This window comes from Streptomyces sp. CNH287 (assembly GCF_000424825.1).
The window spans coordinates 1-11,528 of sequence record NZ_AUKQ01000023.1; the positions used below are offsets into that span (position 1 = coordinate 1).

9 protein-coding genes and 2 CRISPR repeat arrays are annotated in these 11,528 nt (G+C 70.0%); of the genes, 3 read left to right on the top strand and 6 right to left on the bottom strand.

All coding sequences use genetic code 11. The features are described 5' to 3' along the window. Nucleotides 1-575 precede the first annotated feature (575 nt). A complete protein-coding gene (locus H299_RS0121345; RefSeq protein ID WP_027750064.1) occupies nt 576-1,406 on the top strand; it encodes a Scr1 family TA system antitoxin-like transcriptional regulator in 831 nt (276 codons plus the stop codon). Continuing rightward, nucleotides 1,403-1,615: a DUF397 domain-containing protein gene (locus H299_RS38515; RefSeq protein ID WP_078512917.1), complete on the top strand. Its 213-nt coding sequence runs from the start codon at nt 1,403-1,405 to the stop codon at nt 1,613-1,615. Before H299_RS0121345 ends, H299_RS38515 begins: the two co-directional genes overlap by 4 nt. Nucleotides 1,616-1,795: 180 nt before the next feature. After that, nucleotides 1,796-2,252: direct repeats of the CRISPR family, unit length 29 nt; unit sequence GGGTCCATCCCCGCGTGCGCGGGGAGCAG. A gap of 776 nt (nt 2,253-3,028) precedes the next feature. Further along, nucleotides 3,029-3,423: a CRISPR direct-repeat array (repeat unit 29 nt; unit sequence GGGTCCATCCCCGCGTGCGCGGGGAGCAG). A 178-nt stretch (nt 3,424-3,601) separates the two neighbouring features. On the opposite strand, the gene H299_RS0121360 is transcribed toward H299_RS38515, so the two are convergent. Genes H299_RS0121360 through H299_RS0121385 form a run of 6 tightly spaced genes read right to left on the bottom strand, consistent with a single transcriptional unit; the run spans nt 3,602 to nt 10,194 of the window. Further along, nucleotides 3,602-4,954 (bottom strand): serine hydrolase domain-containing protein, encoded by a 1,353-nt coding sequence (locus H299_RS0121360; RefSeq protein ID WP_027750065.1) that lies wholly within the window; start codon nt 4,952-4,954, stop codon nt 3,602-3,604. 39 nt (nt 4,955-4,993) lie between these two features. Then, on the bottom strand, nt 4,994-5,920 hold the full coding sequence (locus H299_RS35420; protein WP_037759952.1) for an ABC transporter permease: 927 nt from the start codon (nt 5,918-5,920) through the stop codon (nt 4,994-4,996). A 10-nt stretch (nt 5,921-5,930) separates the two neighbouring features. Further along, nucleotides 5,931-6,878: an ABC transporter permease gene (locus H299_RS0121370; protein ID WP_027750066.1), complete on the bottom strand. Its 948-nt coding sequence runs from the start codon at nt 6,876-6,878 to the stop codon at nt 5,931-5,933. 9 nt (nt 6,879-6,887) lie between these two features. Beyond that, nucleotides 6,888-7,898 carry an ABC transporter ATP-binding protein gene (locus H299_RS35425; RefSeq protein ID WP_051262695.1) on the bottom strand — a complete coding sequence of 337 codons (1,011 nt, stop codon included), beginning with the start codon at nt 7,896-7,898 and terminating at the stop codon, nt 6,888-6,890. Further along, entirely contained in the window at nt 7,895-8,752 is an 858-nt protein-coding gene (locus tag H299_RS35430; RefSeq protein ID WP_051262696.1) for an ABC transporter ATP-binding protein, read from the bottom strand. The genes H299_RS35425 and H299_RS35430 overlap by 4 nt, the downstream gene beginning before the upstream one ends. Next, nucleotides 8,749-10,194 carry an ABC transporter substrate-binding protein gene (locus tag H299_RS0121385; RefSeq protein ID WP_027750067.1) on the bottom strand — a complete coding sequence of 482 codons (1,446 nt, stop codon included), beginning with the start codon at nt 10,192-10,194 and terminating at the stop codon, nt 8,749-8,751. The genes H299_RS35430 and H299_RS0121385 overlap by 4 nt, the downstream gene beginning before the upstream one ends. A gap of 437 nt (nt 10,195-10,631) precedes the next feature. Between H299_RS0121385 and H299_RS0121390 the strand changes: the two genes are divergently transcribed. Further along, nucleotides 10,632-11,423: an IclR family transcriptional regulator gene (locus H299_RS0121390; RefSeq protein ID WP_027750068.1), complete on the top strand. Its 792-nt coding sequence runs from the start codon at nt 10,632-10,634 to the stop codon at nt 11,421-11,423. The last annotated feature ends 105 nt before the right edge of the window (nt 11,424-11,528 follow it).

Here is an 11,528-nt window from a genome sequence, read left to right on the forward strand (position 1 = left end):
CCACCCGCGCCACCACAACCCCCGCACACATCGGCCGCGCACACCGGCAGCACACCGCCGCAGCACGCAGCCGCACCCCGCTCACGACGCGACCCCCACCCGCACACCGCGGATGACCTCCGGCCCCAAATCGACGCCCCCCACCGCGAGAACCAGCACACGACGCCGCCCCCGCCGCTCCCACGCAGCCACATACGGCCGCACCATCGGCAACGCATCCGCATCAATCACCGTGTCATCGGGAAGATGACGGCGGGGAGTCGGCAACGGCAACGGCACGCAAGGCCGTACGACAGGCACACCACCCGCACGATGCCGCCCCCTCGACGGCGAAGCCAGAAACCCTCTCACCCGCACTGCGGCACGCCGGATACTCTCGAACATGTCCGTCCCTCTCACTCAGGCTCGGGCCACGCCCCCGGACCGGTCGCACGGTCGCGGGGGTTCTGTGTGCCCACTTCACGTCGTGATGTGTCAGTCACAGGATCGGCTCGCCCGCGTAGTCTTGACAGGGGGTCACGTTGGACAACTCCGGGTGTCCAAGAACAAGTTCAAGGCTTGATCGGAGTTCAGAAGTGAGTGTCGAAACGGCTTTCGCAGATCCGGCTGATCCGGCGGCCTCGCACCTTGCCCACTTCGGTGCCGAGGTGAAGCTAGAACGCGAGCAGCTGGGGTTGTCGCGCAAGCAGTTCGGCAAGGAAGCTGCTTGCGGGTACTCGCTCGTCGCGAAGATCGAGAGCGGGCAAAGAGTGCCGCCTCTGCACTTCGCCGAAGTATGTGACCGCCTGTTTCCGCACGGCAACGGCCGCTTCGTTCGACTCTGGCCACTCGTCCTGAAGTACGCGTTCCCTCCATGGTTCCGGAAGTATGTGGAGTTGGAAGGCGTAGCAACCTCCATCCATATGTTCCACCCGCAGCTCGTGCCGGGCCTCGTCCAGACAGAGCACTACGCGCGCGCTGTTCTGCGCACAGGCCGCCCCCGGAACCTGGAGGACTTGGTGACGCTTCGCATGGAACGTCAGCGGATTCTGTCGCGTGAGGTTCCGCCCAGGCTGTGGCTCGTCCTTGAAGAGAGTGTGCTGAGGCGAGCAGTCGGTGGAGCCGAGGTGATGCGGGGTCAGCTTGAACGGCTGCGCGACTTGGCCGAGACTCCGCCGCATGTCGTGCAGATAGTGCCGCAGACCATCACGTCGTATCACGCTTCGAGCAGCCCGTTCGGCATGCTGTCGTTCAGTGAAGGGTCTGACGTCGTGCACGTAGACGGGTTTCCCAGGGGTTACGTGTTGGCAGAACCGGACGATGTCCGCGCGGCAGATAATGCATATGATCTGCTGAAGGCAACGGCGCTGCCGCCCGAAGCGTCGGCCCCGCTCATCGATTCGATCCTGAAGGATTCGCACCCATGACCGACAACCACATCCCTAACGCAGTGTGGCGCAAGAGCACCCACAGCGGCAGCAATGGTGGGGAATGCCTTGAAGTGGCCGATGGGTTCGCTGGCATCCTCCCGGTGCGTGACTCGAAGTGCCCGCACGGCCCTACGCTGGTCTTCCCGGCGTCGGCCTGGACGTCGTTTGTCTCGGCGGTCAAGGGCGGAGCACACCCTGCTGCCTGACGCTCCGAGCGCGTACGCGAAGACGACGGCTCCCGCCACGGCGGGGGCCGTTTTGCTGAGCGGAGCGGCATAGACCAAGATCCCCCAATCTTGCCGACAACGCCTTGATCATGTTCTGACCTGCGTGGGTGCCTACTGGGGAGCGGCTTCCTGTAGGTAGTGCTCAGCGTCGCTTGACGAAGGCCCATCCCCGCACACGCGGGGAGCAGCAGGCCGACGCCCGCCGCCTGGCGCTATTCCCGGGACCATCCCCGCGTGCGCGGGGAGCAGTGGCGGCCGATCGTCTCCGGGTAGGTGCCGGTGGGTCCATCCCCGCGTGCGCGGGGAGCAGAACTGCTGGCGCTCTCCGACGCGCGGTTCATCGGGTCCATCCCCGCGTGCGCGGGGAGCAGTAGCCCGCCACCGGTGCTACAGCCCCCATCAAGGGTCCATCCCCGCGTGCGCGGGGAGCAGCAGTCCATGTCTTCCCCCTGGAAAATCACCGTGGGTCCATCCCCGCGTGCGCGGGGAGCAGCAGTCCGGGCCCCGCTGCACCAGCACCCGCATGGGTCCATCCCCGCGTGCGCGGGGAGCAGTCAGCAAGTCCATGAAGGATTTCATCGCCGGGGGGTCCATCCCCGCGTGCGCGGGGAGCAGGCTGGATGACCTGCGGGTTTATCCGGCCGGGAGCCTGGTTTCGTTCACTTCCCGAGAATGCGACAAAACGCTCGCTGGAGAACTCATCGGGCTAGGCTAGCGCACCGCTCAGCGCGTGAGCCGTACGAGGGCGGCCTCCTCGCGCGCCCGAATCGCGCAGCGGGCGCGCTCCGCCGAGCGGCTCGGGGAGGGCGAAGGAATCCCTGCCGAGCGTGGACGGTGATGTCGGTAGCCTGCCGGGCGGATTCGCTCCCTGGCGCACGTCTGCCCCCTGCGGTTGAATCTGACTGACACGAACGCGCAGACGGCTCTTGGGGGGCTCTGCATGGGGTGGTTACAGCGACGGCGCTTAAGGAAGATCCTCCAAGATCCCGCGACGCGCCGGATGTTGGCGGAAGATCTCCGGGCGGATCTGGTCAATCACCTGCGCGACGCGGTGCAGACCGTACTGGATTCGCGGAGTGCCAGTAGTGGCCGTTCGCGAACCTGCCACCGAACGAGCTGTGGCACACGCTGGAGGCTCCCCTGCGGGCGAGCATGAAGACCGAGTTCATCCGCCGACTCGGGGCCGAGGCCGCAGTCCAGATGGAGCCCGAACTGAACGACATCCTTGACCACGCACTGGCCACGCTACGGAATGAGTACAGGGCCCCCGACGATGCACGCGAGCCGTGAGCCGTCCCTTCTCGCGTATGTAGCCGGACACCCGCTCAGGGCGAGCGCCGTACGTCCATGCCCAGAAGGAACGCGCTCAGGAACCGGCCCAAGCACCTGAGCCGGCCCATCCCCGCGTGCGCGAGGAGCAGATCTTCTTCAGCTCCTCTCCCTTGCAGTGCTTGGGGTCATCCCCGCGTGCGCGGGGAGCAGGACGCGAGTGACGAGGACCTGCACCGTGCGCTGGGTCCATCCCCGCGTGCGCGGGGAGCAGCCGGCGTAGCGGGTGGCGGCGAGCTGGCGGTCGGGTCCATCCCCGCGTGCGCGGGGAGCAGCCCCTGAACCCCGCCACGCGGGGTTTCTGCATGGGTCCATCCCCGCGTGCGCGGGGAGCAGTTCACCCCGGATACCCGGTGGCATACCGGGTGGGGTCCATCCCCGCGTGCGCGGGGAGCAGACGCACGCGGGCCTGATGGCTGCGCAGCGGCGGGGTCCATCCCCGCGTGCGCGGGGAGCAGGCTGGATGACCTGGGGGTTTATCCGGCCGGGAGGCTGGTTTCGTTCGCTTCCCGGGAATGCGACAAAACGCTCGCTGGTCAACTCATCGGGCCAGGCTAGCGCAGCCCCCGCGAGTGGTGAACTGGACGCCTGCCCAGGCACGTTCGCGTCCGCAAGGCTGCGCCGCCCCGGCCCGGTTCAGGTGAGGCGGCGGTCGAGGCGGCCGTGGTAGCGGAGGGCCGTGACGGGGCCGTCGCCGTCGCGGACGAAGCCGACGAGGGAGCCCGGTGTCCCGTCCTCGGACAGCGTGACCAGTGAGTCGGGCCCGGCGAGCGCCACCCGGTCGGCGCCCTTCAGTTCGATCACGTACTGGCCCTCCTCGCCGCGCGCCCCGTCCGCGACGAGCGCCAGCTCGCCGGAGCGGGCGCCCGGGACGACCGAGACGGTGCCGTAGAACCCGCAGTCGTACGTCCCCCGCAGCGCCTCGGCGAGTTCGGCGGGCACCGGCTGCGCGCTCTGCGGCGTGGTGTCGACGCCTGCCGCGTCCAGGATCAGCTGCTCCAGTTCGCCCACGATCTCCCCGCCGTGCAGGGAGTTGGTCAGGATCGTGTACGCCAGTCCGGCCGACGGTACGAGTACGAGCCGCGAGGCGTAGCCGATGGTCAGGCCGCTGTGCGAGAGGGTGCGGTGGCCGCCGGTCTCCGCAAGGTGCCAGCCCAGGCCGATGTCGTGGCCCGCGATGCCCTGGCTGGCGAGGGTCTCGAAGAGGCGTTCCGGGGCGGCGTCGGAGACCGACCAGGCGGCGTACCGCAGGAGGTCGGTGGCGCAGGAGACGACCCCGCCGCCGGGTACGTCCCAGCCGGGCAGCTGCCAGTGCCGCTGCCAGCCGCCGTCGACCAGGAGTTCGGCAGAACGGTCGGCGCCGCGGCCGTGCGGCGCGGCCACCCGGTGGAAGATCGCCTCGTCGGCCGAGGTGCAGGTGAGGGCCATCCCGGCCGGTTCGATCACCAGCTCGCGCAGGAGGTCGCCGTAGCGGCGTCCGGTGGCGCGCTCGACGGCGGCGGCGGCCAGCATGATGCCCGGGCCGCTGTAGGTGAAGTCGCTGCCGGGCTCGAACATCAGCGGTTGGCCGGTGAAGTGCCGCAGGGACGCCTGGATGCTGTCGTCGGCGTGGTCGGCGAGGATGCGGGGCGCGTCGGCGATCATGTTCTGCGCGTCGGTGCCGGAGGTGTGGGTGATGGTGTGGCGCAGGGTGATCCGCTTGTCGATGCCGGAGTCCGCGTCGAAGAGCGGGGCGAGGGGTGCGTCGAGTTCCAGGACGCCCCGCTCCAGCAGCCGGCCGATGACGGCGCCGAGCAGCGTCTTGGAGATCGACCCCACCTGGAAGAGGGTGTCCGGGTCGACGGCGAGGGGGTGCGCGACGCTGGTGACGCCGTAGCCGGTCGTCCAGGTACGGCCGTCTAGCGCGATCCCCACCGCGGCGCCGGGGATGCGGTGCTCCGCGAGCAGTTCGGGGACGGCGGTGTCGAGCCGGTGGTGCAGGTCGGTCACAGGAACTCCTTGTCGGGGGGAGGGGGATGCCACCCTGGGTCAGGCACCGGCGCCGGTACGGCTGCGGGGGTCGAGCTGGTCCCGCAGGGCGTCGCCGAGCAGGTTGAACGCGAGGACGAGCGCCACGAAGAAGAGGGCAGGGTAGGCCGCCAGCCAGGGCTGGGTGAGCATGTACTGCTGTGCGCCCGCGATCATGTTGCCGAAGTCGGCGTCCGGTGGCGCGACGCCGAAGCCGAGGAAGCTGAGCGCCGCGTAGGCGCCTTCGGCCGTGGAGAGGTTGATGGCGGTCATGATGATCAGCGGTGAGCTGATGTTCGGCAGGATGTGGCGGCGCATGATCCACCACCTGCCGCGTCCGCACAGCCGGGCCGCGTCGACGTAGCTGCGTCCGGCGACCTCGATGGTGGCTCCCCGGGCGATGCGGGCGAAGCGCGGGATGATGACGAGGCCGATGGCGAACGCCGCGTTGACCATGCCGCTGCCCAGGATCGCGAGCACCAGGATCGCCAGGAGGTACTCGGGGATCGCGAAGAGCAGGTCGGTGATGCGGGACAGTACGCCGTCGGTGACCCCGCGCAGGAAGCCCGCGGCGGTCCCGATGGCGGTGCCCACCACGATCGCGAACAGCACCGCGATCAGGGCGGCCTCGATGGCGGGGCGGGCGGCGGCGATCACCCGGGAGAACTGGTCGCGGCCGAGGGCGTCGGTGCCGAGCCAGTGGTCGGCCGAGGGTCCTTGGAGCTGCGGACCGGTGTTCAGCTCGTTCGGCGCGTAGGGCGCGAGCTGCGGTCCGAAGATCGCGGCGAGCACGTAGAGGAGGAGGACGGCGAGGGCGATGTTGGCGAAGACTCCGCGGATCGGCCAGCGCCGGCGTCTGCGCGGGGTGTTCTCGGTGTCCTTCGACGGGCCGGGCGCGGCGGGGGCCGACGTGGCCGGGGCCGGCGGCGGGGCCGGAGTTGACGTCATGGCGGTCCCCTTAGGAACGAGTGATTCGGCGGTCGACGAGCGGGAGCATCAGGTCCACGAGCAGGTTGCCCAGGATGAACGCGGTGGCGAGCACCAGGGCCTGGCCGGTGGCCTGGCTGAAGTCGCGGAGTTCGAGGGAGTCGAGGATGCCGCGGCCGAGGCCGGGCAGGCTGAAGATCTGTTCGACGATGAAGAGTCCGCCGACCAGCAGCCCGAAGATCATGCCGATGAGGGTGAGTACGGGGGGCATGGCGGCCCGGAGCGCGTACACGTAGGTGACGCGCCATTCGGCGATGCCGTTGGTGCGCGCCGTCGAGATGTACGGCGTGGCGAGCACTTCCAGCATGGCGGACCGGGTCATCTGCATGATGAGCGGAGCGGTGGGGATGCCCACAGCCAGGACGGGGAGCAGCATCATCTGCGCGTTGGCGAGCAGACCGTCACTGACCGGGATGTAGTTCGGCGAGTACAGGTTCGGGAGGTAGTGCGTGGCGACGTAGAGCGCGAAGGAGCCGGAGACGAACGCCGGGAAGGCGAAGGCGATCAGCAGCGGCAGCCGTACCGCCCACACCCGTGCCTGCTTGGCGCGGGTGGCGGCGTACACGCCGGCGGGTATGCCGATGGCGACGGCGACGAGCAGGCCGAACAGCGCCAGCTGGAACGAGACGGGTGCCTGCTGGGCGATGACGTCGCGGTTGGCCTGGCCGGAGAAGGGCGAGGTGCCCAGATCGCCGCGCAGGGCGCTGCCCAGCCAGTCCAGGTACTGGGTGACGAGCGGACGGTCGAACCCCAGGGACTGCCTGATGTTCTCGACCGTCTCGGGGGACGCTTTCGGGCCCGCGATCAGCTGCGCCGGGTCGCCGGGGGCGAGGGCGCGGCCGGCCATGAAGACCAGCGCGGAGAGGGCCAGGAGGACCGCGATCGCCCCGGTCAGCTTGCGTATCGAGTAGAGAACCATGGGTTCGCCTCACTCACCTTCGACGGGGACGGCCGGAGTGAGGGCACCGGGCTTGACGCAGCGGACGAGGTGACCTGGTCTCTCCTCCACCAGCGCGGGCAACTCCGTACGGCAGCGGGGCTCGACCACCGGGCAGCGCGCGGCGAACCGGCAGCCTGGCGGCGGATCGACGGCGCTGGGCGGCTCGCCCTCCAGCACGATCCGCGGTGTGCGCTCCCCGGTGTCGTCGGGGAGGCGGGGTTCGGTGGACCGCAGGGCCACCGAGTAGGGGTGGAGCAGCCCGGTGTCGAAGTCGCGGGCCGGTGCGAGTTCGACGAGCTGCCCCAGGTACATCACCGCGACCTGGTCGCTGAAGCGGCGCACGGCCCGCAGGTCGTGCGAGATGAACACGTACGCGACGCCCGTGCGTTCCTGGAGGCGCTCCAGGAGGCCGAGCACCTGCGCCTGCAAGGAGGCGTCCAGCGAGGTGACCGCCTCATCCAGCAGGATCAGTTCCGGATCGCCGACGATCGCGCGGGCGATGCAGACCCGCTGCTGCTGGCCGCCGGACAGCTCGTGGGGGTAGCGGCCGGCGTACTCCTCGGCGAGGCCGACCTCTTCGAGCACCTCGGCGACGCGCCGGTCGCGCGCCGCCCGGTCCACGCCCGGGAGCGCCTCGGCGATGCTCTGCCGGACGGTCATCCGCGGGTCCAGCGCGCTGGCCGGGTCCTGGAAGACGGCCTGGACGACGCCGCGGGCGCCGGGGGTGCCCGCAGCGGTGGCGTCGCCACCGACGTGGACCGTGCCCGCGTCGGGTGCTTCGAGCCCGACGATCACCCGGCCCAGGGTGGACTTGCCGCATCCCGACTCGCCGACGATGCCCAGGGTCCGGCCCGCGTCGAGCGTCAGGCTGACGGAGTCGACGGCGTGTACGTAGGCGCGGGGACCGCGCAGCTTGGCCCGGCGGACCTTGAAGTACTTGCGTACGTCCTCGGCCCGCAGCACGAGGCGGGTGGCCTCGGCCGTCGTGGTGCTGGTCATGCGGCCTCCCCTGGCTGGGTGCGGTGCTCCGTGGCGTCGCCGCGTGCGGCGGCGAGCAGCGAGGCGGTGTAGGTGTGCTGTGGGTTGGTGAGGACGTCCTCGGCCGGTCCCTGTTCGACGATCCGGCCGCGGTACATCACCGCCACCTGGGTGCACAGTTCGCTGACGACGCCGATGTCGTGCGTGATGAGCAGCAGCGACATGTGCGCGGCGGTGACGCGCTCGCGCAGCAGCTCGACGATCTGGGCCTGCACGGTGACGTCGAGTGCGGTCGTGGGCTCGTCGGCTATGAGCAGCTGCGGCCGGTTGATCAGCGCCATCGCGATGATCACGCGTTGCCGCATGCCGCCGGAGAGTTCGTGCGGGAAGCTCCGGCGCTTCACCTCGACATCGGGCAGGCCGACCTGGCGGAGGACCTCCTCGGCGATGCCGATCGCCTCGGCCTTGGACGTACGGTGGTGGGCGCGTACGACGTCGGTGAGCTGCCTGCCGATGGTGAACACCGGGTTGAGGCTCGCCAGGGGGTCCTGCGGTACCCGTGCGATCCGGGTCGAGCGGATGGTGCGCAGCCCGTCCGCGTCGAGGCCGAGCAGGTCGCTGCCGCCGAAGGAGATCTCCCCCGCGGAGACGGTCGCGTTGTCGGGGAGGGTACGGAGCACCGCCGACGCCAGCGTCGACTTGCCGGAGCCGGACTCGCCGACGAGGCCGAGGCGTCCTCCGGCGGGCAGGTCGAAGCTGACCTTGTCGGCGGCGACGTGGAGGCGGCCGTCGCGCTGGTAGCTGATGGTCAGGTCGCGCACGGACAGGCCGGCGCCACCGGGAGACATGTCGGGGGCGGGGTGTGCGGTCGTCATCGCCGCTGCTCCTTCGTTACACCGGCCAGGAAGGCGCGGCTCTGGCTCGGCGGCACCGACACCTTGGCGAGCGTGTCGCGGTAGGCGGCGAACATGTTGCTGGCGAGCAGCGTGACGGTCGGGTAGACGAGCGTCGCCTCGTGCCGGGAGATCTCGGTCAGCTTGTCGTAGTAAGCGGACTGGCTGCCGGCGCTCCGGGCCTCGTCGATCAGCTTCTGCAACGACTTCGGGGTCGGCCCCTGCCGCCCCTCGGCGGGCAGGACGTACTGGAGCGGGTTGGGGTAGTAGGACTGCGCGTTCCACGACAGGGCGTAGTCCGGGCCGCCCAGCTTGGCGCTCCAGGCCGCCTGTTCCTTGGGCAGCAGCTTGACCTTGATCCCGACGCGGGCGAGCTGGTCCTGGAGCAGGGCCATCATGTTGTCGGTGCCCGGGTCGTATCCGCTGATGTACATCAGCGTGGTGGAGAACCCGCGCGGGAATCCGGCCTCGCGCAGCAGTTTCTTGGCCCGCGGGATGTCCGGCTGGTAGAAGGGCAGGTCCTTGACCTCCGGTGCCCATTCCGCCGACGGGACGTAGCCGCTGGGACGTGCGTCTCCCTGGTAGGCGCCGTCCGCCAGCTCCTGGCGGTCGATGGCCAGGGCGAGTGCCTGCCGGACGAGCTGGTTGTCGAACGGCTTGCGCAGGTTGTTGACCTGGAGGAAGAGCGTCGAGTCGGTCTTGGCCTCGCGCAGCGTCACGTCGGGGTCGTCGCGCACCGCGTCGGCGCTGGCCGAGTCGGGGAACATCAGGTCGATCTTGTCGGCCTGGAGGTTGGCCACCTGGGTGGCGACGTTGGGGATGTAGAGCACCGAGAGCGCGGGCGCGGCGGCCTTCTTTCCCCAGTAGCCCCCGTTGCGCTCGAGCTGGAGCTTGCTGTTGGCGCGGTACTCCGTCTGCTTCCAGGGGCCGGTCCCGACCATGGTGATCGCCGGGTTGGCCTCGTCGGCGGCCTTCTCGCTCATGATCGCGCAGCCCCACACCAGAGGGTTGGCCATGTTGTTGACGAAGCCCGCGTCCGGCTTCTTGAGGGTGAAGGTGACCTTGTCGGCGGCGGCCTTCTCCACCTTGTCCAGCATCGGGAAGACCTCCTTGTCGATGCCGTCCGGGCTGTTGCTCAGCCGGTCGAAGGAGAAGACGACGTCGTCCGCGGTCATCTCGGCGCCGTTGTGGAAGCGGACGTCCTCGCGCAGCGTGAAGGTGTACTTCAGGCCGTCCGCGGACTTCTCGTAGCCGGTGGCCAGGGCGGGCTCGACCCGGCCGTCGGCGGTCGTGGTGTAGAGGCACTCATAGGAGAGCTGCCAGGCGAATCGGTCCGCGAACATGCTGGAACCCTGCGGGTCCAGCGTGCTCGGGGGTGTGGTCTCGGCCACCACCAGGCCGTCCGGCCGCGCGCTCTTGGCCACGGGGGCGGAGCAGGCCGAGAAGACAAGGGCGGCCGCGAGGCAGAGAACAACCGCGGCGGTGCCACGTCGGCGCGCTGGGGGCATACGGTCCTCACTTCGCCGGCGCTCAGGGAGCGCAGTTCACGAGCACGGATTGTGCAGTGGATTGTGCAGTGGGTTTTGCAATGCAACACATCGCTTTGCATTGCATGGCGGTGACTATAATGCCTACGGCATATGACACAAGGGGCTGGGCAGAACCGGGAGGATGCTGTGATGAGGAAGCACCCGGTCCTCCCCCGGCTCCGCGCGGATCGCACCACACTGGCCGGTGCGTCGCCCCGTGCCCCCCGAAGCCTCCAGCGACGACCAGGCGGCGCACAGCGGAGAGCGAGTGCTCCGCGACAGCCGCCCGGGTTACACCACGGCCGACACCCCACTCGACGAGGAGACCTGTCTTGACCGACCAGCTGGCACCCACCCCCGGCGCACGCAACAACTCCGCCTCCGTACGCCGGGCGTTGGGGATACTCCTCAGACTCGGCGACGAATGCGAGGGCCGCGGATACACCCTCAGCCAACTCGCCGCGCACCTGGACCTGAGCAAGCCCACGACGCTGCGGCTGATCCAGCCGCTCGTCGAGGCCCACCTCGTCCAGACGCTGCCCGGCGGCACCTACCGGCTCGGCTGGCGCAACGCCCAGCTGGGCCAGGCGTACCTCGCCGGGGCCGACCCGCACCGGGACATGCACGACGTACTGGAGCGCCTCTCGGAAGCGACCCGGGAGACCGTGCACCTGGTCACCCAGGACTTCCCGCACGTGGTCTACGTCGACAAGGTCGACAGCCCGCTCGCGGTACGCATGGCGTCACGCATCGGCAGCACGCAGCCGGCGTACTGCACCAGCGTCGGCAAGGCCATGCTGGCGCACGCCGAGGAGGCCATGGTCGACGTGGTGATCGCGGCCGGGATGCCCGCCCGGCTGGAGAACACCCTCACCGAAGGCGGCGCGCTGCGCGCCGAGTTGGCGCAGATCCGGGCCCGGGGCTGGGCCATCGACGACGTGGAGAACGAGGCGGGGGTGCGCTGCGTGGCGGCGCCGATCTTCGACGCGACGGGAGCCGTGACGAGCGCGATCAGCGTCTCGGCACCCGTGGAGCGCATGTCGCTGGAGCACGCCGGGGAAGTGGCGTCACTGGTACGCGCCGCCGCCCGGGAGTGCTCGCAGCGGTGGGGCGGACACGGCTGAACGGCACCGCGTGTGCGCGCGGCGGGCGCGCGGACGGGCCCGTGCCTGGCGGGAGGCGGCCCGACAGCCGCCCCGCCAGGCGCGCGCGGCCGGACGACCGGCGCC